Below are 24,581 nucleotides of genomic sequence, written 5' to 3' on the forward strand. Positions count from 1 at the left end.
CATCAGAAGTCAGGTGTGTACGCGTCACCAGCAACGGCGGGGCGGACGAATCCTGAGGCTCGATCCAGCCGACTCTTGGCTTCCGGAAGCGCGACATCGGCGAGAATCATCACAAGGGCCGTCTTGACGTGCCCTCCGGTCTGCGCAAGCACGCCGGATACCTGGTCGTAACCAAGACCGGTCACCTGCATAACCGTGCGCTTGGATCGCTCAACCAGCTTGGCGCTGGTCATCTGCAGATCCACCATCATATTCTCGTAGACCTTGCCCATGCGCACCATGGACGCGGTCGTCAGCATGTTAAGCACGAGCTTCTGGGCGGTGCCGCTCTTCATCCGCGTACTGCCCATGATGACCTCTGGACCGACGACCGGGCAGATCGCTACATCCACCGGGATGTTGAAGCCACTTCGTGGGGTGCAGGTAACGAACAGCGTCGCGCACCCCATCGTCCGGGCATGTTCAACGGCGCCAACGACATATGGCGTTCTCCGACTTGCCGCTATCCCGCATACGACGTCGACACTCTGCAGGTCTATCGCGTCGAGGTCCCGGGCTCCGTCCTCCTTGCGATCCTCCGCACCTTCCTGGGAGCGAAACACCGCCTCCGGGCCCCCGGCGATAAGACCCTGCACGGTCTCCGGATCCGACCCAAAGGTGGGAGGACATTCCGACGCATCCAGCACCCCAAGCCTGCCAGACGTTCCTGCGCCGACGTAGATCAGGCGACCACCAGTGCGGAATGCCGTGACGATCAGCTCGACCGCACGGGCGATATATGGAATCTCCTGCTCGACGGCCCGGGCAACCAGTGCGTCCTGTCCGTTGATTACCCGCAGGACATCCTCTACCGGAAGCGTGTCAATCTCCGCTGAGGCGGGATTTCGCTGCTCCGTAGCAAGGTCCTTGAGTTCGTCAAACAGCCGCGAGTTGCTGCTCATGGATGAGGTTGGTCGTGCATTCCGAGGGACAGACCGCTCCCGAACGATTCCAGGCCCCTGGCGTTCTCCCGCCGCCTTCAAACCCATGCAGATTCGCTCACTTCACATCCAGGGCCTGCGCGCTCACGTCGACTCGCACCTGGCGTTCTCGCCGGGAGTCAACCTGATCCACGGGCCAAACGGCGCGGGCAAGACCAACATTCTGGAGGCCGTGCACTATGCATGCCTGGGCAAGTCGTTTCTGGCATCATCAGACCGGTACGCTCTGACGCGCGGAGCCGATCGCATGCAGATCGACATGGAGGTGGACACGGAGCGCCGATCAACCGAAAAGGTTCGACTGATCTACGTGCCCGGCGAAGGAAAGCGGGTCTTTGTAAACGGTGCCCTACTGGATCGCCTGGTCGACGTAGTAGGCCGATTTCCAGTCGTCGTGCTCGCGCCCTCGGACCATCGGCTCACCGAGGACGGTCCGGATGAGCGTCGGCGGTTTCTCGACGCGATGCTGTGCCAGGCATCGCCCGCCTATCTGAACGCGCTGATTGCCTATCGGCGCGTCTTGAAGCAGCGTAACGAACTGCTTTCGCGGAGGCAGCACATGCGTGGGGAGATGATGGCCTCTTACGACGATGCCCTGGTGCAGCATGGCAGCCGGCTCATCGCACGCCGGGCTCGATTCGTGCGAGAGTTTGGCGAACACCTGGAGCGAGCCTATCAGCTGATGGCCGAGTCCAGCGAAGAGCCCTCCATTGAGTACCGCGGCCTTTCGCATCTCGAAGATGAGCCGGCTGTAGCGAACGTCTATCGCGAAAGACTCGTCGCTCGCTTCGATGACGCTTGCGCCCGCGGCGTCACATTGACCGGTCCGCACCGGGATGATCTGATATTTCGCCTCGATGACATGCTGGTCCGGCGCTACGCATCGCAGGGTCAGCACCGAACATTCGTCATGGGCCTCAAGCTGGCGCAGTACTTCTACCTCGAGGAACGACTCGGGGAACGGCCGCTGCTTCTCCTGGACGACGTGTTCGATACGCTCGACCCAGACCGCATGGCGACCATTGCCCGCCTGCTTTCCGGAGACGCCGTCGGCCAGTCGCTGGTGACCTCGGCGCGCGCAGATGTATTCTCCGAGGTTCTACAGTTCGATGGGACCCGTGCTGCGGCCCTGGCCGTGAAACGCTACAGTTCCACAGAATCCGCCGAGACAGATGAAACTGTTCCATAAGCTCGGCCTCGAAAAATTCTCCGGGGCCGCCCGGTCGGTACTGATTCGCCGACTGACCGTCATGCTGCTGCTGGTTGCAGGAGCGATTGAACTTACCGGCTGCGTAACGACGGACCGCAGCCTGATTACCGGCCGAAAGCGCGCATACGCCTATTCCTGGGCTGAGGAAGTGAAACTGGGCCAGGAGGCGGATCAAAGTATCATCGCGCAGTATGGCCTGTACGACGACCCGGACCTGACGCACTATGTAGATAGCCTCGGGCAGGTCCTGCTTCGGTTCTCGGAGGCGCGAGCGCCGGGCGCACCGCAGGAGGTGCGCGCTACGCCATTCACGTTCCGGGTGCTGGACAGCCCCGTGGTCAACGCATTCGCCCTGCCGGGCGGATTCGTGTATGTCACACGCGGGCTGATGGCGCACCTGGAGAATGAGGCCCAACTCGCCGTCGTGCTTGGTCACGAAATCGGCCATGTAGTGGGCCGACATGCCTCGATCCGCGCCGTCAATCAAACGTTTGGTCAGGCGCTTGTTCTTGGAGGGGCGATAGGCGGACAGGTTCTACTCGGTGGCGATGCGGCGAATACCATTCTTCAGGGAGGAAGTACAGTCGCGCAGCTCGCATTCCTGAGCCACGGACGTGACGCCGAACGGGAATCGGACCGCCTGGGCGTCGAGTACGCCATTCAGGCCGGCTACAACGCGGAGGAGTCGGCGGAATTCTTCAATTCCCTCAAGCGGCTGTCAGGCGACAGTGGCAGCTCCATACCCTCGTTCCTGAGCACGCACCCGGATCCCGGCGAGAGGGAGCAAACCATCTATGAGCTTGCCGCAGAGTGGGCAAAGACCCATCCGGTCGGCAAGGATGGCCGCGATGCGCTCCTTGCGAGGGTAGACGACATCGTCGCAGGCGAGGACCCGCGTCAGGGTTTTGTGGAGGCCAACACGTTTTTCCATCCTGGCCTGGCCTTCCAGTTCCCCATCCCCCAGGGATATCAGACCATCAATCAGCCCAGTCAGGTGGTGCTGATCGCAGAGGACGAGCGCTCCGCCATCCGCTTCTACCTGGAGTCCGGCGTTTCCACTCCGCGCGAAGCGGCGGAGCGTTTCGCGGCGCAGGACGGGCTGCAGGTGGTGCAATCGGGCCTGGGTAGCTCCTACGGATTGCCGGCACAGTTCGTCATTGTCGACGCGCCGGACCAGAACGGAAACGTGACCCGCGCTCGTGCCCATTTCGTCCAGTACAACGGCCAGATCTACGGCTTCCTGGGATTTGCGGCGCAGGCAGACTACGCCGCCCGGGAGCAAGGCTTTGTGCAGGCCATGCAGGGCTTCGCTCCGTTGCGCGATCCGGCCCGCCTGGCAGTAGAGCCGCTTCGGGTGGACGTCCGTCAGGTATCCCAGCGCACCACGTTCGCTGGTCTGGTGCCGAGCGGCGGCGTCAACCAGTTCTCCGCAGACGAGCTGGCCATTCTGAACCAGCTGCAACTCGACACCGTGCTCGAGGTAGGGAGCAGGGTGAAGCTGGTGCGCTAGAAGGGCAAGCTGATCACTGGATGAGAGCTATCAGTCGCCGGCCGGTGGCGGCGGAATGAGCACCGCCTCGCCCGCCAGCGCCATTTTCTTGGCGAGGTAGACGTACACCTTCATCTTGATGTGCCTGTACTTCTCGAGCTTTTCCGCGACACGGACCTCTACGGTGATGGTGGAACCCACCGGGACAGGCCTCAGAAACTTGGATGAGATCGAGACTGCAATGCAGCCGGGACCGGGGAAGTCACGACCCAACACCTTCGAGATAATGCCGAGCAGCAGCACGCCGTGCACCACAGTTTTTCCGAATCTGGTCCCGGCGGCGAACTCCTCATCAATGTGGATGGGGTTGTCGTCTCCGGTCAGGTCGGCAAAGGTTCGTACGTCTTCGGCTGTAATGAGTCGGTCCACTGAATAGGACTGACCTACTTCCAGGGCATCGTACGTGTTAGGATTCATGATGGCATACGGGGTCTCAGATAGCGGCGCCTGCACCGCGGGTCCGCGGTGCGCTCATCGCGCGCAAGGTACGCAAGTCCGAGGTTGACTCGCGCAAACCCCGCCCGGGCGCGGTGCGGATCCTTGCTGCATTCAAGCCCGCCGAGCGCCGGTCCTGTGCAAATGAGACGACGAACGGCGAGACAGAACGGCCTCAATCCGCGTTTGTGGCCCCAGTCACAAAGACAACCGAATGAGACGAAGATCCCTGATTCTACTCGTGCCGCTGCTGCTCTGGGCGGACCTGGATGCGGGGGCGCAGACCCAGCGCATCGATGATTTCCAGGCATACGAAGACGGTGGCCTGCCGACGTCGTGGCAATACCTCGTGGATCGCAGGCACCTGGTACCCGTCAGCGAACAGTACATGGCCCCTCGGGAGCGATTCACCGTCAAGAGCGAGGGCGGGAACAGGTTCGTCCGGGTGTACACGGAAGGGGAAGCCGTGCACCTTACGCTTGCCAATGACGGCGAACGCATCCTCGATTGGAATACCTCATCGCACCCGGTGCTATCATGGGACTGGCGAGCACTGAGACTGCCCACCGGAGCGCGGGAGGACGTAGATCGACTGAACGACACCGGAGCCGGGGTCTACGTGGTCTTCAAGATGGACGGCTTCCTGATCAAACGCCCCAAAGCCATCAAGTACACCTACTCATCGAGCCTGCCTGTCGGCACGGTCGTGTCGTACGGCAGTCTGCGCGTGGTGGTCGTCTCCTCTGCACGGGAGGGTTACGGTGCCTGGGAGCACATCGAACGGAACGTGGTGGAGGACTACAGGCGACTCTTCGGCGAAGACCCACCCGATCGGCCCCTCTCCCTCCGCCTCTGGGGAGACTCGGACGACACCGGGGGGATTGGTGAGGCCGACTTCGACAATATCCAGGTTCTGCCATCGCGATGAGCGCTCTGGGTCCTGTTAATCGCCTGTTTGACCGCTTGCGACCGGTGATTCGGTTCGTCGGCGCGCACCCGGCCACCGTGCTCGTGGTAGCGCTTCTCCTGTCGGCCCTTGCGTTCAGTCAGGCGCGCACCCTGCGAATCGATACGGACATAGCCAATCTGATTCCGGACGATTATCCGAGCAAGGTTGCGCTGGAGCGGCTGCGGGCGACCGTCGGAGGCGAATCGGAAGCGGAAGTCGGCATCGTGAGTCCGAGCTTCGAGGCCAATCGAGCCTTCGCCGAGGACTTCATTGAACGGGCGATGGCCCTGCGGCCCGACCCGTCCGCCGAGCCGTATCTGACCGGTGTGGAGTACCGGCAGGACACAGAATTCCTGAAGTCCAACGCCCTCTACTTCGCTTCGGAGGCCGAGTTGAATCTGCTGGAGGACTGGCTGGCGGACAAGATCGAGGAGTCGCGTCTGGAGGCGAACCCCTTCTTTTTTGATCTCGGCGAGGACGAGGAAGGGACAGAGACCGATTCTGTCGCCCAGGAGCTGGAGAACATCTACGACAACATCGTAGCCAAGGAATATCCGGTTTCCGAGGACAGCACCGTCATGGCGCTCAAGTTCTACCCGTCCGGTTCACAGACGGATGTGAGCTTTACGAGGGAATTGTATGCGGCTCTGGAGGGGCTGGCGGCCAATCTCGAGCCGTCGAGCTACCATCCCGAGATGGAAGTGGTCTTTGCCGGGCGCCTGCTGCGAAGCATGGTGGAGGTCGAGACCATTCAGGAAGACGTCCTGGGTTCCTTTGGAGCCGGCGCGCTCGCCGTGCTGTTGATGGTACTGGCCTACTTCGCGTACAAGGCCTATCGGGCGCGATCCCTGGGCGGTCTGGAGTGGCGCGTTGTCGGATCCACCCTGCTGCGCCTGCCGGTTCTGGCACTCGTCGTGGGAATACCGCTCCTGATGAGTCTGTCGTGGACGTTCGGCGTAGCGGCTCTTCTCTTTGGCACGCTGAATCTGATGACGTCGACACTGGGGCTTGTGTTGTTCGGCCTTGGAATCGACTTCGGGATTCATTTCTACGCACGGTATACGGAGGAGCGCGCCGAAGGCAGGGCCCCCGAGCCGGCCATCGAACACACGTTCGTCTCCACCGGCATGGCGATCGCCGTGGGGGCCGTAAGCACCGCCGCCGCACTGCTGGTCCTGGTGTTTGCCGATTTCCGGGGTTTCAGTCAATTCGGCGCGATGGCGGGCATGGGCATCCTGTTCGCCCTGCTGGCCATGATGCTGATCATGCCGGCCCTCCTGGTTCTCTTCGAGCGCCTTCGGCTTCTCAACCTGGGTCAGGGCCAGGGCACGGCTCCCCGGAAGGTGGAGCGAGGCTCCACCCGGTGGGCCAAGCCCATTCTGGCTGGCTCAGCCGCTGCAATCATTGCGGCCGTCGCGGCGCTGGGACTGGTGGAGTTCGAGTACCGATTCGGAGAGCTCGAACCCACCTACGCCGAATACAACGAGAAGGCGGAAATCATCCGTCGGGTGCACGACGACAGCAACAACCGCAATCCGGCATATATCGTGCTGGATGAGCCCGCCGAGGTACCCGCGGTGGTGCGTGCGCTCAGGCAGCAGGTGGCCGCCGACACCACCTCACCGACTGTGGACCGGGTAGAGTCCCTCCAGGAGCGCTTTCCAACCGCGCCCGCCGATCAGCAACGCAGACTGGCGCGCATTGCCGACATTCGCGCTGCCCTGGCCGATCCGTTCCTCGAATCAGACGATTCAGAGGACATGCAGCGGCTCAGGCGGGCGGCCGGCACCACAGAGCCCATCGCCCTGGAACAGGTTCCAGATTTCCTGGTGGAGCGATTCTCCGCCAAGGACGGCACACTGGGCAATTTTGTGATCATCTACCCCGCCGTCGGCCTGTCGGACGGCAGGCAGTCCATCGCCTTCGCAGAGGATATCGGAAGGGTCGAAACCGAGGACGGCGTCTACCATGCAGGGTCGTCGTCCCTGGTGGCGGCGGACATGTTGAAACTCATGCAGCGGGAGTCGCCCTGGATGGTGCTCGCCACCCTGGTTATGGTGGTGCTGCTCATGTGGCTGACTTTCGGACAGATTCGGTGGGCCATGCTCGCCGTGCTTCCGCTGTTGGTGGGCGTGCTCTGGATGCTGCTTCTCGTAGAGGTCCTGGGGCTCCGCATCAACTTCTACAATCTGATCGTGCTTCCGGCGGTGCTCGGAATCGGCAACGATGCAGGCGTGCATCTCGTCAGCCGCTACCGGGAGAAAGGGCGTGGCTCCATGCCGAGCGTGCTGCGAACGACTGGAGAGCACGTCTCGATGGGCTCACTGACCACCATGGTCGGATTTGCCGGGCTGCTGCTGAGCTTTCATCCGGGCTTGCGCAGTATCGGCGAACTGGCGGTGGTCGGGATCGGCGCGACGCTGGCAGCCGCGCTGCTGTTTCTGCCTGCGCTGATCAGTGTGCTTGAGGGTCGTCAGTCCGACGCTTCCGATCCCATCGCTCCCGAAGCACGTCGACGTATTCAGCGGCGACGCTTTTCCACGAAAAGCGGGAGCGAGTAAAGTCGTAGGCACGCTCTGAGGCCTGGTCCAGCAGGGCGGGTTCCCCGTGGAACTGCATGACGGCCTGGGTAAAGGCCTGCGTATCGCCAGATTCCACAAGGCTCCCGTTCTGTCCGTCTTCGATGACCTCTGCGATACCCTCCAGTCGGGATCCGACAGTCGGCATGCCGTTCATGCCCGCCTCAAGCATGACCACGCCGAAGCCTTCCATGTCCCCCTCTACCGGCACGTTGGGCATCACAAACAGGTCCGCTCCCCGATACAGGGCTTGCAGGTCTTCTTCGGAGACCCGGCCAAGCAGTTCCACCCGGTCCGTCAGGCCGGTTTCGCGGACCGCCTCGACAATGCGGGGAGTCTCGGGGCCGTCCCCGGCGAGCCAGTAGTGCACGTTTTGCGGGAGGAGCGGCATAACGTTTCGGATGAACCAGTCGAAGCCCTTTCGACGGACCTGCCGACCCACGCTGGCCAACACCAGAGTGTCTGCTTCGGGGGCTTCGGCGGCGGTCACCGCGTTCAATGCCTCACGTCGCTCCTGACGAAGAAAGCCGGGGGTCTCGAAGCGACTGACATCTACGCCGTTGCGCACGGGACGGAGCTTCTCCGGATCCAGGCCACGCTCCAGGCAAGCCTGACCCGTGGCCTCACTGACCGGCATCACCAGGTCCAGCGCATCGAACACACGAGGCACGAACCGCTGGTAGATGCGTGACGGCGTCGTCACATCCAGTCCGTGAACGATCGCGGCCGCGAGAACGCCGCTACGGCGAAACGCCCCTTTGAGCAACACCATCAGACCGGCCGTCACCATCGAGGAGAAGAGCACCACGTCCACGTCCCCGCGACGTGCGCGCCGCCTGAGCAGAGGCAGCGTGCGCAGCAGGAAGCCGACGCTGCGAATGTGAACGGTTGCCCACGGTGCGCGCAGGAATCGAGTCTCGTAGGCGATATCGCCGCGTTGCGCGAGCTCGGTATCCAGCTCCAGCGCAACACGCTGCATGCCGCCCAGATTGTCGAGCGGCCGGTCGAGGGGCGGCAGGGAGTGGGATACGAAAAGCAGTCTCATGCCACGGCCGCCTCCTGGTTGCGCAACACGCTCAGGTATTCGTCTACCATGCCGTCGAGAATCACGGGCCAGGCATAGGTGGCAGCCTCCTGCCGGGCGGCCTGGGACATTCGGTTTCGCAGTTCGTCGTCGGTGACCAGGCGCTCTACGTGCTCGGTAAACCGTGCTACATCCATGGGCGGTGCCAGAAACCCGGTGACTCCCGGTTTGACCAGGGAGCGGCTTCCGGTGGCGTCTGCACATACGGTCGGCAGGCCGGATGCCATCGCCTCCAGAGTGACGTTGCCGAACGTTTCGGTGTAGCTCGGGAAGACGAACACGTCTGAGGACGCATACGCCCGCGACAGGTCGCTGCCGGTCTGGTGGCCCAGAAATATGGCGCCCGGCAGGGATTCTTCCAGCATGGCGCGAGCCGGGCCCTCGCCGACAATCAGGCAGCGCACGGGCACACCCCGGGCCGTCAGTTCCTGAACGGTGTCTGCAAACACGTCCAGCCCCTTCTCAACCACGAGTCGGCTGACGAGGGTGACCACCACATCCTTGTCCGCGAATCCGAGATCACGACGCCACGACATATCGCGGTGGGCGGGGTCGAAACGATCAAGCTCCACCCCGCGCTTCCAAAGACCGACATTCCCCTGAATGCCGTGCTCGGCCAGCACATCGGCCATTGACCGGGAGGGGACCAGCACCCTGTCACAACGCCGATAGAAATTCCGCAGGTACCGCCACAACAGCCCCTCGAGCCAGCCCATGCGGTAGTAGGACAGGTAGGACGTAAAGTGCGTGTGGTAGGAGGCCACCACGGGCAGCCCGCGGGAACGGGCCCACCGCAACGCCTGTGCGCCCGGAATATCCGGCGTCGCGAGGTGTACCAAATGAGGATCAAACGACTCCAGTCGGGCGATGTGGTCCGCAGTCAGTCGGCGGCTGATGCGATACTCCTCGCGCCCGGGCATGGCGATTGAAGGAACCGGATCGAGTTCGCCTGCTCCTTCGAGGGCCGGTTGCTCAATGGTCGGCGCGAGCACACGCACCAGGGCCCCTCGCGCCTCGAGGTGGCCCACCAGCCTGTTCAGCGTCAGGGAGACACCGTCGGCGATGTGATCATAGGCGCCGCTGAAAAGAGCGACCCGCACCCCTTCCAGGGTTCGATCAGCAACTGATGGTATGGATTGGGAAGCCGGTAGCACGGAGGCTGGGTGCCTCGGGAGGGTTGTGGGTTACACCAGGAAGGACTCAGACCGGTAGAAGCCGCAGCGGCAGGGTCTCAGGTAACGGGGTGTCCGTCGGGAAGCAGATCCCGCAGAAAACGCCCGGTGTGACTCTCGTCCACGCCTGCGACCTGCTCCGGGGTGCCGGTCGCCACGACAAACCCGCCACGCACCCCTCCCTCGGGGCCCATGTCGATGAGGTGGTCGGCACACTTGATGACATCCAGGTTGTGCTCAATGATCACAACGGCGTGGCCTGCCTTCACCAGACGGTCGAACGCGCCGAGCAGCTTGCGAATGTCATCGAAGTGCAGGCCGGTTGTCGGTTCGTCAAAGAGGTAGAGGATGCGCTGTTTCGATTTCTTGGCCAGATGGGCGGCCAATTTGATGCGTTGCGCCTCGCCTCCGGACAGCGTATTGGAGGGCTGTCCCAGGGAGATGTAGCCGAGGCCGATATCCTGAAGAACCTTCAGCTTGCGCTGCAGCTGATTGGATTCGCTGAAGAAGTCGACGCCCTCATCGACCGTCATCTCCAGCACCTGATCAATGCTTTTGCCCTGGAAACGGATTTCCCGAGCGTCCTGCTTGTAGCGGGTTCCCTTGCACGCCTCGCATTCCAGATACAGATCGGCGAGGAACTGCATTTCCACTTTCACCTGCCCTTCGCCCTGGCAGGTCTCGCAACGGCCGCCCGGCACGTTGAAGGAGAAGTATCCGGGCTTCAGACCACGAATCTGTGCCTGATGCGTGTCCGCAAACAACTGGCGTATGTGATCAAATGCCTTGATGTATGTGATCGGATTGCTCCTGGGCGAGCGGCCGATTGGCTGCTGGTCAACCAGTTCGACGTGGTCCACCAGGCGGTGCCCGCGAATCGCATCATGTGCGCCTACCTTGTCGTCGCCGAGCTCCAGACCCAGCAGCCTGGCCAGTCCCAGGTAGAGGATGTCGTGGATCAGTGTCGACTTGCCGGATCCTGATACGCCGGTCACGCAGGTGACCATGCCCAAGGGAATGGTGACGTCGATGCGCTTCAGATTGTGCTGGCGCGCATTCTCGATCACGATGCAGTCCCGCTCGTCGACAGCCCGGCGCCGGCTGGGTACCGGAATCTGCTTGCGCCCCGACAAATAGGCGCCGGTAAGCGAGGCGGGATCAGCCAGCACCACATCCGGCTCTCCCCGCGCGACCACCTGGCCACCGAGCCGGCCGGCACCGGGGCCCATATCGACGAGGTAGTCCGCCCGGCGCATCATGGCTTCCTCATGCTCGACAACCAACACGCTGTTGCCGATGTCGCGCAGGTTTTCCAGAATGTCAATCAGCCGGTCCGAATCCCTGGGATGGAGCCCGATTGAAGGCTCGTCCAGTACGTAGAGAGATCCGACGAGGGCGGAGCCGAGGGAGGTGGCCAGATGGATACGCTGGCTTTCGCCGCCGGACAGCGTCTGGCTCAGGCGGTCCAGCGTGAGGTAGTCGAGTCCGACATCGACCAGGAATCGAAGCCGCTTGGTGATCTCGTGCACGATGCGTTCGGAGACCTCATGCTCGAACGGGGTCAGCTCGAGCTCCTCGAAAAACCGGTGCGCGTCGCCGACCGTCAATTCACATACCTGGCCGATGTGAAGGCCACCGATGCGCACAAAACGGGCATCCTCACGAAGGCGGTATCCCGTGCAGGACGGGCAGCGCGTATACCCGCGGTACCTCGCATGCAGGATGCGATAGTGCATCTTGTAGTTCTGCTTCTCCAGCATGGAGAAGAAGCCGTTGATGCCCCCGTACTCTCCGTGACCCTGCCAGACAACGCTCTGCTCACGCTCGGACAGGCTTTGGTACGGCGCGTCGATCGAGACCCGGGCTTCCGATGCGGCCCGGATCAGCTCCCGAAACCAGGAACTCCACTGGTCGGTGCGGAACGGGGCGATCGCACCCTGACGGATCGACAGCTGCGGCTTGGGAATGATCAGGTCTGGATCCAGCCCGGTAACCCGCCCGAAGCCCTGGCACTCCGGGCACGCGCCCAGGGGAGAGTTGAACGAAAACAGGTTGGGGCTGGGCTCCTCGAAACGCCTGCCGTCCCGCTCAAAGAACTCGCTGAAATCCAGTGTCGGGCCACCACCGGCCACGTGAACCACGGCGCGTCCGCTTCCCTCCCGGAATGCCATCTCAACGGAATCGGAGATGCGCGCCAGGGCCTTCTCGTCGCCCTTGCGAACCGCCAGGCGGTCCGCGACGACCAGAATGCGTTTGCGTGCCGCTCGCACGGAGGCCGGATCTATCTCGTTGAGGTCGACCACCTCCTCGCCCCCCTTCTTCGTGACCAGGATGCGAAAGAAGCCACGTCGTTTCAGCACATCCAGTTCTGCCGCGACCGTGGTTCCCTTGCGCTCGGGCAGCCGGAAGCACAGATAGAACCGTGTTCCGTCATCCATCTCGCTGACCAGCTGGTTGGCCACCGACCGCGGCGTATCCCGGGTGACCGGTTCGCCAGACTCCGGACTGAAGGTGGTGCCGATACGCGCGAACAGCAGTCGCAGGTGATCATATACCTCCGTCTGGGTGGAGACGGTGGAGCGCGGATTACGGGTGGTCGTTTTCTGCTCGATGGCAATGGCCGGCGCCAGCCCTGCGATGAGATCCACGTCAGGCTTGTCCATGCGCTCCAGAAACTGCCGCGCGTAGGCGCTCAGGCTCTCCACATAGCGACGTTGCCCCTCCGCGTAGATGGTATCAAAGGCCAAGGACGACTTGCCGGATCCGGACGGGCCTGTGAACACCACCAGTTTGCCGCGCGGGAGGTCAAGATCGACGCTCTTCAGATTGTGCTGGCGTGCACCCCGGATGGTGATCGTTCGTTTTCTCGAAGGCATTTCGTCGCGATTGGGCAAGGCATGCTTGTACGCGCATGAGGGGATGGGGATCTGCCGGAACGGCCCCCAAACGCCCTCGTTGTAGCGCCCCCGATGACGTTTCTGAACCCACTTATTCTGCTCGGACTGGTGGCGGCGGCGGTGCCGCTGATCATCCACCTGTTCAATTTTCGAAAGCCCCGGCGCGTAGAGTTCTCTTCGCTGGAGTTTCTGAAGGAGGTCGAGCGCTCCACCATGCAGCGTGTGCGCATCAAGCAGTGGCTTCTGCTGGCCCTGCGTACGCTCGCCATTGCATGCATGGTGATTGCGTTTGCCCGACCCACGGTGCAGGGGTTTCTCGGAGAAGCGTTCGCCGGTGCGGCCCCCGTGGCAATCGGTGTAGTGGTGGACACGTCCCCGTCCATGAACCAGCGGGACGCCGGTGGCAGTTACCTGGATCAGGCCCGTGCGCTTGCCCGGCAGATCCTCTCGGACACCGACGCGAGGGATGAGGTAATTGTAATGGGTACGGGCGCGGAGACCGCCACGCTCGGGCCGGGCGGCCAGCCGGCGCTGACCCGCCTGGAGGAACTTACGATGGGGTCCTCGCGGGGCTCACAGCTCGATGCGCTGGCGCGCGCAGCCGACATCCTGGGACGCGCCGCGGCCACCAACCGGGAGCTCTACCTCATCGGTGACCTCCAGGCGAGCTCTCTCCTGGATTCTACCCAGCTGCGCGTGTCGGACCACGCTCCCGTGTTTGTGACACCGGTTGGTACCGGTCCCTCGGAAAACGTGGCTGTGGGCCAGGTCCGGGTGCGCTCGCGCATCGTGGAAGCAGATCAGCCGGTTCGCCTTTCTGCCCGCCTGACCAACTACGGCTCCACTCCCGCTGCGTCCTATGTGACGAGTGTATTCCTGGGTGGGGAACGCGTGGCACAGTCAACCGCAGACCTCCCTGCAGGAGCGGTGACCGAAATCGAGTTTTCGGTGACGCCTTCCGCGCGCGGCTGGCTGGCCGGTGTGGTCGAAACCGAAGACGATGCGTTCCCGGGAGACAACCGGGCGTATTTCACCCTGCACGTGCCCGAGGAGCGGGATGTTTTGCTGGTCGCGGGAGACGGCCAGGACGTGCGTTTTGTGCGAGCCGCACTCGGCGCAAATCCGCGCATCTCTCTCGATGTACAGACGGTGCCCGAGTCGCAACTGGCGGCGCTGGATCTCAGCGTGTTCGATCTGGTCATCCTGGCGGGTCCAGCCTCGCTCTCGACCGGTGAGGTGCGCCGCGTGGCAGACTTCACAAGGGCGGGTGGGGGCGTTCTGTTCTTCCCGGGCTCGAACGGGTCCGTCGCAGATTACAACGCGCTCTTCGCGGAGGTAGGCGCCGGAAGAGTGCGAAGTCTGCCCGGCCCTGCTACGGGCCAGGCTGTGGACATAGTGGATCGCATTGACACCGAGCATCCGCTGTTTGACGGTGTGCTGGACACGGCCGCGGGGCAGATCGAGCGCCCCACGGTTTTTCGGCGCATGGCCTACGAGCCTGGCGCAGGTGCCGAAGCCACCGTGATGGCGTTGAGCTCCGGATCACCGTTTCTCCAGGAGGTCCGGACCGGAGGGGGCAGCATGCTCATCGCTGCCGTCGCACCTGATCCGACCTGGTCCGACCTGCCGACACGTGGCCTGTTCATTCCCCTCATGTACCGTGCGCTGTTCCTGCTCTCTGCCAGCGGGGACATCACCGGTGAGGACCTGCGGACCGGCGCCGGTGCCGAGGTCCTGATTCCGGGACTGCAGCAGTCGGGAACCGTCATGTTGCTCGATCCTCAGGGCAACGAGGCCATCCCGCCGGCGCGAACTGGGGTCGGGGGCACGGTGCTGGACCTTGAGGGCTTTCTGACGATTCCGGGACACTACACACTGCAGGACGACGGCGTGCTGCTGCGCCGGTTCGCGGTGAATCCGGACCAGGCGGAGTCCGATCTGCAACGGATGCCCGTTGACGATGCGGTTACCGCACTCGCCAATCGTTCCGATGCTCCGGTTCAGGCATTGGACCTGACACTCGATCGCGCCGCAAGGCTTGTCGACGCAAGGCGGGGCGCCGAGCTCTGGAACGTGTTTCTGGCGCTCGCGTTGCTCTTTTTGGCAGCCGAGATGGTTGTGGCCAAGCAATGGAAGCCGGAAACGGCTGCTGCAGCCTGACCCGGTTGCGGTCCGGAATTCAACGGGCCAAACCATGGAAGTGATTACGCTGCTACACACTACACTCGTTCTGGCCTTCATTGCTGTGACGGCCGTGCTGCTCGCGGTCACGCTAACCCAGCGTGCACGTGTGCGTGATGTCGTCATGACATGGCCTCGCGTTTCGCCAGCGTCGGCATGGCCGGTGGTGTTTGTAGGTGTCATCGTGGTCCTGGCGGTTTACTCGAGCAACACCGGGGGCACCTTGCCGGTCTGGATATTCGGCGGTTACGTCATGGGCGGAGTGCTCTGGTTCGCAGCGTCGGTCATTGCATCGGCGATTGTCGTTTCGCGCCACGGAGTGGTCTGTGGCTTCACGCGTCGCCAGCACACGGTGGCGTGGGTGCAAGTCACAGACTATTTCGAGACTTCCGACGGGAGAAAATCCGTCTTCGTGTTTCTGTACCGCCAGGCAGACGGCGAGCGCGGCAGACTCGAGGTGCCGGTTCCCCGCGCTGACATGGAGCGCCTGCGTTTTCTGGTAGACGAGAGCCTGGAGCACCGCCCGACTGAATCGGCACATCGCGTGCCCGGAAGGAGAGCAACCAGCTGAAGAACTCGTTGACAGACACGCAAACCCGGCGCGTTGAACGCGCCATCCTGGTTGGCGTCGTTACGCAGGACGTGCGGCGTTGGGAGGTGGAAGACTCACTGAAGGAGCTCGGGCTGCTTGCCGACACCGCAGGCGCCCGTACCGTGGGCACCATGATTCAGCAGGTCCGCTCCATCAATGCCGCCACGTATGTGGGCAGTGGCAAGGTGGAGGAGCTGCGACAGTTGGCCGAAGCCGAAAAGGCGGATCTGGTGATCTTTGATGATGACCTGTCGCCAAATCAGCTGCGCAACCTGGAAAAATCCATCAAGTGCAAGCTGATAGACCGCAGTGCGCTCATTCTGGACATCTTTGCCCGCAACGCACGAACGGCTACGGCAAAGACGCAGGTTGAACTGGCACAGCTGGAGTACCTGCGCACCCGGCTGACCCGGCATTGGACGCACCTTTCCAGGCAGAGCGGTGGTATCGGCACGAAGGGTCCGGGTGAAACGCAGATCGAGACCGACCGCCGACTGATTGGTCATCGCATCTCCACGCTCAAGTCACGCCTGGAGCGCATCGACCGTCAACGTACCACCCAGCGAAAGGGCAGAAACGACTACACGCGGGTCTCGCTGGTCGGATACACGAACGCCGGCAAGTCGACGTTGATGAATGCCCTGGCCGACACGAGCGTTCTCGCCGAAAACCGGCTGTTCGCAACGCTGGATGCCACCACCCGGCTCGTGAAAATCAGCGCGAACAAGGAGATTCTCCTGTCGGATACGGTGGGATTCATCCGGAAACTGCCGCACCGCCTGATCGAGAGCTTCAAGAGCACCCTGGATGAGGTCCGCGAGAGCGATGCGCTCCTTCACGTGGTTGACTGTTCGCATCGGCAATTCGAGGAGCAGATCCAGGTGGTCGAGGAAACCCTCAAGGAATTGGGCGCCGTGGATAAACCAACGCTGTTGGTTTTCAACAAGATCGATGCGGTGAACAGTGAGGTCCTGATGCGGCTGCGCTCGGAGCATGAGGGCGCTGCTTTCGTGTCTGCTGCGCGCGGCATCGGCCTTTCCGGATTTCGGGACGCGGTTGTGGCACTCCTGGAGGCCGATTACGTGGAGACGGAGGTGCGCATTCCCGTGACTGAGGCGGAGGCCATAGCTCACGTGCGCCGCATTGCAGACGTTCTGGAAGAAGAGTACCTCTCGGAAGAGCCGCATCAGGCTATCCCCGTGGCGCGCATGCGGATTCGCGTGGCGCGCAGGCATCACCCGGGACTCCGGCGGCTGATAGGCAACCCTACGGACTGAGGGAATTGCCCAGGCGTCTCGCGTCGCGTAGCCGCCGCCTGCAGCAACTCGACTCGGGCAGTCGATTTGGGTCTGCCGAAGGCGTCGATTGTACTATCTTCGCTGCCGCACCCGACCACTCATCAGGACAGTTTCACACCAGAACCACTGCGGAAACCGCCCTGCGAAGGCCGGCACGCAGATTGGGACTTACATCGGCACACCGGACGCCGAAACTACCCCTATGACCGTAGACCACCTCATCAGCGAAGCGACCCCGCCCCTTCGACCGGGAGACACGGTTGAGTACGCGCTGGGGCTGCTTATGGAGCTGCGTGTGCGCCACCTTCCGGTGGTGGGCGAGGAAAAGGCCATACTCGGAATTTTGTCCGAGGACGTCTTGCTGGACGCGGCGACACCGGATGAAGTCGTGCGCGACCTGATTGTTGGAGAGCCCGTGACGGTTGGCTCCCAGGATCATGTGTTTGAGGTGGCCCGCCTGATGATGGAACATGACCTTACCACGGTGCCGGTACTGAAGGACGGGCGATACGGTGGTCTGGTCCGGCGCCACGATCTGTTCGAGTGGTTCGCACGCTCACTTTCCACCCACGCGCCCGGCGCGATTCTGGCGCTCGAGATCATGCCCCGGGACTACGCGCTGTCCCGACTGGTGCACGCCATCGAACAGGCGGATGTGCGGGTGCTGTCCATCGGCACCGAGCAGCCCCAATCGGCAGACGCCGCCATCCGGGTGACCGTGAAAATCAATGCGCGGGAGGCCTCACGGGCGCGCGCGATGCTCGAGCGGGAAGGTTACCGCATCGTTGCCGCGTTCGGAGAGGAAGAGGACGACCAGGACCTGGCAGATCGGGTTCAGGCGTTCATGCGCTACCTGGAAGTCTAGCGCAAGAAGACCGAACTGCCGTCGGAGGCAGGCGTACAACAACGGATGCGCAAAACCGCGAGCGGCGGCCGCGCAGCCCATCGCTTTTCTCCCAGATCGGTGCCTCATGGATCCGAACCCCCAGAACACTGCCGGCGGCAAGGACGCCGGGTCGTACGGAGCCTCCAATATCCAGGTCCTGGAAGGACTGGAAGCGGTCCGGAAGCGTCCGGCCATGTACATCGGCGATGTGGGCGTGCGAGGCCTTCATCACCTCGTCTACGAAGTCGTCGACAACTCCATCGACGAGGCGCTCGCCGGCTACTGCGACCGCGTAGAAGTGGTCATCAATCGAGACGGGTCCATCACCGTGAGTGACAACGGCCGAGGAATCCCGGTTGGGCAGCACAAGGAGGGCAAGTCGGCGCTCGAAGTGGTGATGACCACGCTGCACGCAGGCGGCAAGTTCGACAAGGACACCTACAAGGTCTCCGGCGGACTGCACGGCGTCGGTGTCTCCTGCGTAAACGCGCTGTCGACCAAGCTTGAGGCCCGGGTACGGCGGGACGGTCATCTTTGGCTGCAGACGTATGCGTACGGGAAGCCAACCGGGGACATCGAAAAGGTCCGCGCGCTGAAAGAGGACGAGGGCACAGGCACCGAGGTGTCGTTCTGGCCGGACGGTGGCATCTTTCAGACCACCGAGTTCCGATTCGACACGCTGGCCGAGCGCCTGCGCGAGTTGGCCTACCTGAACAGGCAGGTGACCGTGCGCATCGCCGATCTGCGGGAAGAGGACGACGAGTTCGAGGAGGAGTACCACTTCGAAGGGGGTATCCAGGAATTCGTCACCTATCTGGATGAGGCCCGCACGCCGATCAGCGAGGGAGTCATCTATGTGGCGGACGAGGACGCCGATGTGCCCGTGGAACTGGCCATGCGGTACAACACGGGCTACTCAGAGAATGTGCTCTCGTTCGTCAACAACATCAATACGCACGAGGGTGGCACGCACGTATCCGGCTTTCGCCGGGCACTGACCCGCACGCTCAAGGGCTACGCGGATCAGAACAATCTGCTGAAGAACGTCAAAGTGGACCTCTCCGGGGACGACTTCCGGGAGGGTCTCACCGCGGTGCTTTCCGTGAAGGTCGCCGAGCCTCAGTTCGAGGGGCAGACCAAGACGAAGCTTGGCAACGGAGAGGTGCAGGGGGCCGTGGAGTCCCTGGTCGCAGAGAAGCTGAAGATCTGGCTCGAGGATCACCCGAAAGAGGGCAAGCGCATTGTCGACAAGGTGGTGCTTGCCGCCCAGGCCAGGGATGCAGCCCGCAAGGCCAGGGAGCTGGTCCAGCGAAAGAACGCCTTCTCGTCGGGCGGTCTGCCCGGAAAACTGGCCGACTGCTCCTCCAAAAACGCGGCCGAGTGTGAGCTTTACCTGGTTGAGGGCGACTCGGCTGGCGGGTCGGCCAAGCAGGCCCGGGACCGTCATTTCCAGGCCATCTTGCCGCTGCGTGGCAAGATCCTGAACGTCGAGAAGGCGCGGCTGGACAAGGTGCTGGCCAATGAGGAGATCAAGAACATCGTGACCGCGCTTGGCACGGGCCTCGCCGTCGGCTCCGACAGTCTGGATCTGGAAAAGCTGCGCTATCACAAGGTCGTCGTGATGACGGACGCGGACGTGGACGGCGCACACATCCGCACCTTGCTGCTGACCTTCCTCTATCGTCAACTGCGGCCACTGCTGGAGCTCGGGTACGTGTACGTGGCCCAGCCGCCGCTGTACAAGGCCAAGAAGGGCAAGCAGGAGCGCTATGCCTGGACGGATGACCAACTGCAGCAGACCGTGGCCGAACTGAAGGGTGAGAGCCAGCAGAAGGTGACCATCCAGCGCTACAAGGGATTGGGCGAGATGAACCCGGAGCAGCTCTGGGAGACTACCATGGACCCCGAACGCCGCATGCTTCAGCGCGTCACGATCGACGACGCGGCCGCGGCGGACCGCATCTTCTCCACGCTGATGGGAGATGCCGTCGAGCCGCGGCGCAAGTTCATCGAACGAAACGCCAAGTACGCGACGATCGATGTCTGACAGCCGGTCGCGACCGGAACTGAGCATCGTTATCCCGCTGCTCGACGAGAGCCAGTCTCTGGAGGAGCTGGCCGAGCGCATCCGGGTGGCCTGCTCCGAATTTCGGTTCGAAGTGCTGTTTGTGGACGACGGGTCCCGCGACTCCTCGTGGAACACCATCCAGGCGATTCACGCGGGCGACGACCGATTTGGAGGGGTGCGTCTGCGTCGCAATTACGGCAAGTCCTCGGCCCTGGCTGTTGGCTTTTCCCGGGTGCGCGGCCGCTACGTGGTGACCATGGATGCGGATCTTCAGGACGATCCGGCTGAGATTCCGGGCATGCTGGAGAAACTGCGGGACGGAGCCGATCTGGTCAGCGGCTGGAAGAAGAAGCGCCACGATCCTCTGTCCAAGACCATCCCGAGCCGCTTCTTCAACGGTGTCACGCGCGCACTGAGCGGCATTCCGCTGCACGACTTCAACTGCGGGCTGAAAGCCTACCGATGCGAAGTCGTCAAGAGTGTGCGGCTCTATGGCGAGTTGCACCGGTACATTCCGCTGCTGGCACATTGGGAGGGATTTGACCGCATCGAGGAGCAGGTGGTGCAGCATCACCCGAGATCCTATGGTCGCACAAAGTTTGGGCTGGAGCGCTATCTGCGCGGTTTTCTGGACCTGCTCTCTGTGCTCTTCCTGACACGCTTCGCCGCTCGGCCCATGCACTTTTTCGGGGCGATGGGCAGTCTGGCCTTTCTGGGCGGATCCGCAATCAGTCTGTATCTGAGCATAGATAAACTGATCTACGGCAACCCTATCGGCGATCGCCCTCTTCTGTTGTTGGGCGTGTTGCTCATTCTGGTCGGCGTGCAGATGTTCACCACCGGATTGATCGGCGAGCTTGTGGTGCGTCCGACCATGGAAGATGTGCAGTCCGTGGGTGTGCTGGAGGACGTGGAGCCTGTCAATGCCTGAGTCAGGCCGCGTGACCCTGCTCGGACCGTTTGCGCCCTTCCGCGGCGGCATCGCTCAGTTCAACGATCGATTGCGTGCCGAACTGGAACTGCAGGGTCATGAGGTCCAGGCCGTTTCCTTCAGCCGGCAGTACCCGGATCTGTTGTTTCCCGGGACCACACAGTTTGATCCTTCGCGAGAGGGAACCGCGCTGCGTGTGATCGACTCCCTGAATCCGCTTTCCTGGCGTCGTGCGGGCAGGCTCATCCGTGATTTTAGGCCGGACCGTGTGATCGTGGCGTACTGGACACCCCATCTGGCCCCTGCCCTTGCCGGCACCCTCCGCGCGACTGGAGGTAGCGCAGTCGGGCTGGTGCACAACGCGCGCCCGCACGAAAACAGTCTGCTGGCGTCCCCACTGGCTCGCCTGGTGCTGGGCCGATGCGCCTCTGTCGTGACGCTCTCCGAGTCGGTTGCCCGCGATGTTCGTGACCTCGGTTTTTCCGGTGCGCTGGCCACCTTCGAGCACCCGGTATACGACCATTTCGGACAACCCCCGGAACGAGCCTCGGCCCGGAGGGCGCTGGACCTCGACGCCCAGGGCCCGGTTTTGCTGTGTCTCGGCCTTGTGAGGCCTTACAAAGGATTCGACGTGGCACTGGAAGCGTTCGCTGCAATTCGCGCCGCGCACCCCTCGGCGACGCTGATCATTGCCGGGGAGGCGTATGATGATGCCCTGGATGGCCTGCTGAACGACGGCCGCCATATAGGCGTGCGGCGTGAGAACCGATACATTCCTGACGCAGAACTGCCCCGCTATTATGCGGCGGCAGACGCGCTGCTTCTTCCCTATCGGTCCGGCACGCAGTCAGGCGCTCTTGCAGCCGCGGCCCACTTCGGTCTCCCGGTGGTTGTGACGCCCGTCCCGGGACTCGCCGAGCCTGTCCGCACCTTTGCCATGGGGCAGGTTGCCTCCGGGCATGATCCCGCCCAGTTCGGCGAGGCCGTGCTTGCCGCACTTCAGCCCGACCAGCTGGTCCAGGCCTCGCACGGTGCCAGAAACATGGCCCGGACCCGTTCCTGGGCAACCTTTACCCGAAACCTGCTCGCGGCCTGACATGGACTACGACCCGATCAAGGACCGGCTCATCCGCGGGTTCGAAGGCTCCACGACGGGTCACCGCGTGTTTTTCTGGATTCTCCACAGGGTCTTTCTCCGTTCCTGGTATGTGCGCCGAGCGCTGCGCCGACACCTGTCGGGCACAGACGCCCATGTGCTGGATGCCGGAACCGGGTTTGGGCAGTACACGGACTGGATGCTCCGTCGATTCGAACGGGTGCGCGTCACCTCGGTCGACATCAAGCGGGACTATCTGGACCGGCTTGGGAGCTATCTGAACCGGACGGGACTTTCCGACCGCGCGGCTGTGCGCTATGGGGACCTCGTCAAGCTCGAAGAGACCGGGCCGTATGACCTCGTGCTTTCCGTGGATGTCATGGAGCACATTGAAGAGGACGAGACCGTGTTCGCACACTTTGCCCGCGTGCTGCGTCCCGGCGGGGTGCTCATCGTCAATACCCCCTCGGATCAGGGCGGCTCCGGGGTCACGGAGGAGGGAGAGGAGTCGTTCATCGGCGAGCATGTGAGGGACGGCTACGGGGTAGCCGAGATTACAGACAAGTTGCAACGCGCCGGTTTCGACAAGGTGCACACAGAGTTCGGCTACGGATTCTGGGGCAGCCTTGCCTGGCGTCTGCTCGTCCAGGTCCCCATGCGCCTGTTGTCCACCTCCATGGTGCTGGTCGTACTCCTGCCGCTCTGGTATCTGCCGGCCTTGCCGCTGGGTCTCCTGCTCAACGCCATCGACCTGAAGGTGCAAAACAGTACCGGCACGGGGCTCACCGTCACCGCCGTGCGCGTCCAGGGCGGGAAGGTCGCTTGAAATGCGTGCGATGCGGTTTCAGCCGCAGCCGCATTTCCGTAATTTCTTCGGGCATCTCATGCAGATTTGCCCGACCGGATCGTCCCGCCCCTGGCCCCGATCCGGGTGATTCCACGTACAGTCCGGCTATCTGCAATGCCCACCAAGTACATCTTCGTCACCGGCGGCGTCACGTCGTCGCTCGGGAAAGGGATTATCTGCGCCTCTTTGGGCCGGTTGCTGGAGGCCCGCGGCCTGCGGGTCACGATCCAGAAGTTCGATCCCTACATCAACGTCGATCCGGGCACCATGAATCCCTACGAACACGGGGAGGTGTACGTGACCGATGACGGGGCAGAGACGGATCTTGATCTCGGCCACTATGAGCGGTTTCTGGGCATTCGGACCACCCAGGCCAACAACGTCACGACCGGCCGGGTGTATCTGGAGGTGATCACCAAGGAACGAGCCGGTGCCTACCTGGGCAAGACGGTTCAGGTGGTGCCCCACATCATCGACCAGATCAAGTCGTGGATGCTCAAGCTGGGCGAGACTGGCGAATACGATGTGGTCCTGACAGAGATAGGCGGCACGGTTGGCGATATCGAAGGCCAGCCGTACCTGGAGGCCATTCGCCAGCTTCGCTACGATATCGGCGCCTCCAACGCGCTCAGCATCCACCTCACGCTGGTCCCCTATTTGGAGGCGGCCGGCGAGGTCAAGACCAAGCCGACACAGCACTCGGTAAAGACGCTGCTATCCTTTGGTCTACAGCCGGACATCCTGGTCTGTCGCACGGACCGGCCGCTGGACGAGGATGTGCGTCGCAAACTGGCGCTGTTCTGCAACGTGGATCCGCGTGCGGTTGTAGCGTCGCGCGATGCCGAGTCCATCTACGAGGTCCCGCTCCTTATGCAGGAGGAGGGTCTCGACGAGATCGTGATAGACCGGCTGCGAATTGATCGGGAGCATGAGCTGCCCGAATCGGACATGGGTGAGTGGATCGACTTCCTCCGGGATCTAAAGGAGCCGTCAGGTTCTGTACGCATTGCCCTGGTCGGGAAATATGTGGCCCATCAGGATGCCTACAAGTCGATTTCCGAGAGCTTCATCCTGGCCGGGGCCGCGCATGGCATCCACGTAGACGTGCGGTACGTGCTCTCGGACGACATCACGGCCGACAACGTCTCCGAGCTGCTTGGAGATGTCTCAGGGGTGCTGGTAGCTCCGGGATTTGGCGGGCGGGGCATCGACGGCAAGTTGGAGGCGGTGCGGTATGCGCGAGAGAACGATGTCCCGTTCCTGGGAATCTGTCTCGGCATGCAATGCGCGGTCATCGAGTTCGCCCGCAACGTCTGCAAGTGGGACAACGCTCATTCGACAGAATTCGACCCGGAGACCGAGAAGCCGGTGATCGACCTCATGGAAGAGCAGAAGCGCATCGCCGACATGGGCGGTACCATGCGTCTGGGCGCATACGACTGCTACCTGCTCGAAGGGTCGCTGGCGCGCTCCATCTACGGGGTGGAAGAGGTGCAGGAGCGGCATCGTCATCGCTACGAGCTGAACAATGTGCTGCGCTACAAGCTGCTGGAGAACGGCATGAGCTTCACCGGGATCAACACCACACGTGATCTCGTGGAGATTGTGGAGTTGGCCGATCATCGCTGGTTTGTTGGAGTGCAGTTCCACCCGGAGTACCGAAGCGTGGTCGGGAGGCCGCATCCGCTCTTCTACTCCTTTGTGGAGGCGGCAATCAGTTATGCCGAAGAGCGGGACCAGATCGGCAAGCCACGCCCCCGCAAGACGGAGAAGAAGCTGCAGCTCGCGTCGGTGAAGGTCTGAGCCCCCCACCTTCCCCCACAATCT

At 62.7% G+C, this 24,581-nt stretch carries 18 protein-coding genes; 13 read left to right on the forward strand and 5 right to left on the reverse strand.

What is annotated here, in order from left to right; genetic code table 11:
- Positions 1-2 precede the first annotated feature (2 nt).
- On the reverse strand, positions 3-941 hold the full coding sequence (murQ, locus tag JJ896_04305; GenBank protein MBO6778854.1) for an N-acetylmuramic acid 6-phosphate etherase: 939 nt from the start codon (positions 939-941) through the stop codon (positions 3-5).
- Between the two features lie 85 nt (positions 942-1,026).
- On the opposite strand from murQ, the gene recF reads away from it, so the two are divergent.
- Both recF and JJ896_04315 read left to right on the forward strand, forming a co-directional pair.
- A complete protein-coding gene (gene recF / locus JJ896_04310; protein MBO6778855.1) occupies positions 1,027-2,169 on the forward strand; it encodes a DNA replication and repair protein RecF in 1,143 nt (380 codons plus the stop codon).
- The gene (locus JJ896_04315; protein MBO6778856.1) at positions 2,153-3,700 is read left to right on the forward strand and encodes a M48 family metalloprotease; all 1,548 of its coding nucleotides are present in this window, start codon (positions 2,153-2,155) and stop codon (positions 3,698-3,700) included. Before recF ends, JJ896_04315 begins: the two co-directional genes overlap by 17 nt.
- Before the next feature lie 30 nt (positions 3,701-3,730).
- Here the strand turns inward: JJ896_04315 and JJ896_04320 are convergent, their stop codons facing one another.
- Positions 3,731-4,156 (reverse strand): MaoC family dehydratase, encoded by a 426-nt coding sequence (locus JJ896_04320; protein ID MBO6778857.1) that lies wholly within the window; start codon positions 4,154-4,156, stop codon positions 3,731-3,733.
- Positions 4,157-4,388: 232 nt separating this feature from the next.
- Between JJ896_04320 and JJ896_04325 the strand changes: the two genes are divergently transcribed.
- On the forward strand, positions 4,389-5,102 hold the full coding sequence (locus JJ896_04325) for a DUF3047 domain-containing protein (protein MBO6778858.1): 714 nt from the start codon (positions 4,389-4,391) through the stop codon (positions 5,100-5,102).
- A complete protein-coding gene (locus JJ896_04330) occupies positions 5,099-7,684 on the forward strand; it encodes an MMPL family transporter (GenBank protein MBO6778859.1) in 2,586 nt (861 codons plus the stop codon). Before JJ896_04325 ends, JJ896_04330 begins: the two co-directional genes overlap by 4 nt.
- Here the strand turns inward: JJ896_04330 and JJ896_04335 are convergent.
- The 3 genes from JJ896_04335 to uvrA form a co-directional block, all read right to left on the reverse strand.
- Complete coding sequence (locus JJ896_04335; protein ID MBO6778860.1) at positions 7,578-8,747, reverse strand: glycosyltransferase family 4 protein; 1,170 nt, start codon at positions 8,745-8,747, stop codon at positions 7,578-7,580. The two genes, JJ896_04330 and JJ896_04335, sit on opposite strands and share 107 nt — an antisense overlap.
- Positions 8,744-9,886, reverse strand: a complete 1,143-nt coding sequence (locus JJ896_04340) for a glycosyltransferase family 1 protein (protein MBO6778861.1) — start codon at positions 9,884-9,886, stop codon at positions 8,744-8,746. The genes JJ896_04335 and JJ896_04340 overlap by 4 nt, the downstream gene beginning before the upstream one ends.
- A 131-nt stretch (positions 9,887-10,017) precedes the next feature.
- Complete coding sequence (uvrA, locus tag JJ896_04345; protein ID MBO6778862.1) at positions 10,018-12,834, reverse strand: excinuclease ABC subunit UvrA; 2,817 nt, start codon at positions 12,832-12,834, stop codon at positions 10,018-10,020.
- A gap of 93 nt (positions 12,835-12,927) precedes the next feature.
- Between uvrA and JJ896_04350 the strand changes: the two genes are divergently transcribed.
- From JJ896_04350 to JJ896_04390, 9 genes are all read left to right on the forward strand, one after another.
- Positions 12,928-15,015, forward strand: a complete 2,088-nt coding sequence (locus JJ896_04350; protein MBO6778863.1) for a BatA and WFA domain-containing protein — start codon at positions 12,928-12,930, stop codon at positions 15,013-15,015.
- Positions 15,016-15,049: 34 nt separating this feature from the next.
- Positions 15,050-15,607 carry a hypothetical protein gene (locus JJ896_04355; protein MBO6778864.1) on the forward strand — a complete coding sequence of 186 codons (558 nt, stop codon included), beginning with the start codon at positions 15,050-15,052 and terminating at the stop codon, positions 15,605-15,607.
- 8 nt (positions 15,608-15,615) lie between these two features.
- On the forward strand, positions 15,616-16,905 hold the full coding sequence (gene hflX / locus JJ896_04360) for a GTPase HflX (GenBank protein ID MBO6778865.1): 1,290 nt from the start codon (positions 15,616-15,618) through the stop codon (positions 16,903-16,905).
- A 223-nt stretch (positions 16,906-17,128) separates the two neighbouring features.
- On the forward strand, positions 17,129-17,791 hold the full coding sequence (locus tag JJ896_04365; GenBank protein ID MBO6778866.1) for a CBS domain-containing protein: 663 nt from the start codon (positions 17,129-17,131) through the stop codon (positions 17,789-17,791).
- A gap of 106 nt (positions 17,792-17,897) precedes the next feature.
- Positions 17,898-19,859 carry a DNA topoisomerase (ATP-hydrolyzing) subunit B gene (gyrB, locus tag JJ896_04370; protein MBO6778867.1) on the forward strand — a complete coding sequence of 654 codons (1,962 nt, stop codon included), beginning with the start codon at positions 17,898-17,900 and terminating at the stop codon, positions 19,857-19,859.
- Positions 19,852-20,811 carry a glycosyltransferase family 2 protein gene (locus JJ896_04375; protein ID MBO6778868.1) on the forward strand — a complete coding sequence of 320 codons (960 nt, stop codon included), beginning with the start codon at positions 19,852-19,854 and terminating at the stop codon, positions 20,809-20,811. The genes gyrB and JJ896_04375 overlap by 8 nt, the downstream gene beginning before the upstream one ends.
- Complete coding sequence (locus JJ896_04380; protein ID MBO6778869.1) at positions 20,804-21,907, forward strand: glycosyltransferase; 1,104 nt, start codon at positions 20,804-20,806, stop codon at positions 21,905-21,907. Before JJ896_04375 ends, JJ896_04380 begins: the two co-directional genes overlap by 8 nt.
- Position 21,908: 1 nt before the next feature.
- Positions 21,909-22,733, forward strand: coding sequence for a class I SAM-dependent methyltransferase (locus tag JJ896_04385; GenBank protein MBO6778870.1), 825 nt, complete (start codon positions 21,909-21,911; stop codon positions 22,731-22,733).
- Between the two features lie 135 nt (positions 22,734-22,868).
- Complete coding sequence (locus JJ896_04390) at positions 22,869-24,557, forward strand: CTP synthase (protein MBO6778871.1); 1,689 nt, start codon at positions 22,869-22,871, stop codon at positions 24,555-24,557.
- The last annotated feature ends 24 nt before the right edge of the window (positions 24,558-24,581 follow it).

Source organism: Rhodothermales bacterium (assembly GCA_017643395.1).
Taxonomy (GTDB): Bacteria; Bacteroidota; Rhodothermia; order Rhodothermales; family UBA10348; genus JABDJZ01.

Excerpts from the sequence above, each read along its gene's own strand:
- JJ896_04355 (MBO6778864.1), top strand. The coding sequence starts at position 15,050 with ATGGAAGTGATTACGCTGCTACACACTACACTCGTTCTGGCCTTCATT.
- JJ896_04335 (MBO6778860.1), bottom strand. The coding sequence starts at position 8,747 with ATGAGACTGCTTTTCGTATCCCACTCCCTGCCGCCCCTCGACCGGCCG.
- JJ896_04325 (MBO6778858.1), top strand. The coding sequence starts at position 4,389 with ATGAGACGAAGATCCCTGATTCTACTCGTGCCGCTGCTGCTCTGGGCG.
- uvrA (MBO6778862.1), bottom strand. The coding sequence starts at position 12,834 with ATGCCTTCGAGAAAACGAACGATCACCATCCGGGGTGCACGCCAGCAC.
- JJ896_04320 (MBO6778857.1), bottom strand. The coding sequence starts at position 4,156 with ATGAATCCTAACACGTACGATGCCCTGGAAGTAGGTCAGTCCTATTCA.
- JJ896_04380 (MBO6778869.1), top strand. The coding sequence starts at position 20,804 with ATGCCTGAGTCAGGCCGCGTGACCCTGCTCGGACCGTTTGCGCCCTTC.
- JJ896_04390 (MBO6778871.1), top strand. The coding sequence starts at position 22,869 with ATGCCCACCAAGTACATCTTCGTCACCGGCGGCGTCACGTCGTCGCTC.
- JJ896_04375 (MBO6778868.1), top strand. The coding sequence starts at position 19,852 with ATGTCTGACAGCCGGTCGCGACCGGAACTGAGCATCGTTATCCCGCTG.
- JJ896_04350 (MBO6778863.1), top strand. The coding sequence starts at position 12,928 with ATGACGTTTCTGAACCCACTTATTCTGCTCGGACTGGTGGCGGCGGCG.
- gyrB (MBO6778867.1), top strand. The coding sequence starts at position 17,898 with ATGGATCCGAACCCCCAGAACACTGCCGGCGGCAAGGACGCCGGGTCG.
- recF (MBO6778855.1), top strand. The coding sequence starts at position 1,027 with ATGCAGATTCGCTCACTTCACATCCAGGGCCTGCGCGCTCACGTCGAC.
- JJ896_04365 (MBO6778866.1), top strand. The coding sequence starts at position 17,129 with ATGACCGTAGACCACCTCATCAGCGAAGCGACCCCGCCCCTTCGACCG.
- JJ896_04315 (MBO6778856.1), top strand. The coding sequence starts at position 2,153 with ATGAAACTGTTCCATAAGCTCGGCCTCGAAAAATTCTCCGGGGCCGCC.
- JJ896_04385 (MBO6778870.1), top strand. The coding sequence starts at position 21,909 with ATGGACTACGACCCGATCAAGGACCGGCTCATCCGCGGGTTCGAAGGC.
- murQ (MBO6778854.1), bottom strand. The coding sequence starts at position 941 with ATGAGCAGCAACTCGCGGCTGTTTGACGAACTCAAGGACCTTGCTACG.
- JJ896_04330 (MBO6778859.1), top strand. The coding sequence starts at position 5,099 with ATGAGCGCTCTGGGTCCTGTTAATCGCCTGTTTGACCGCTTGCGACCG.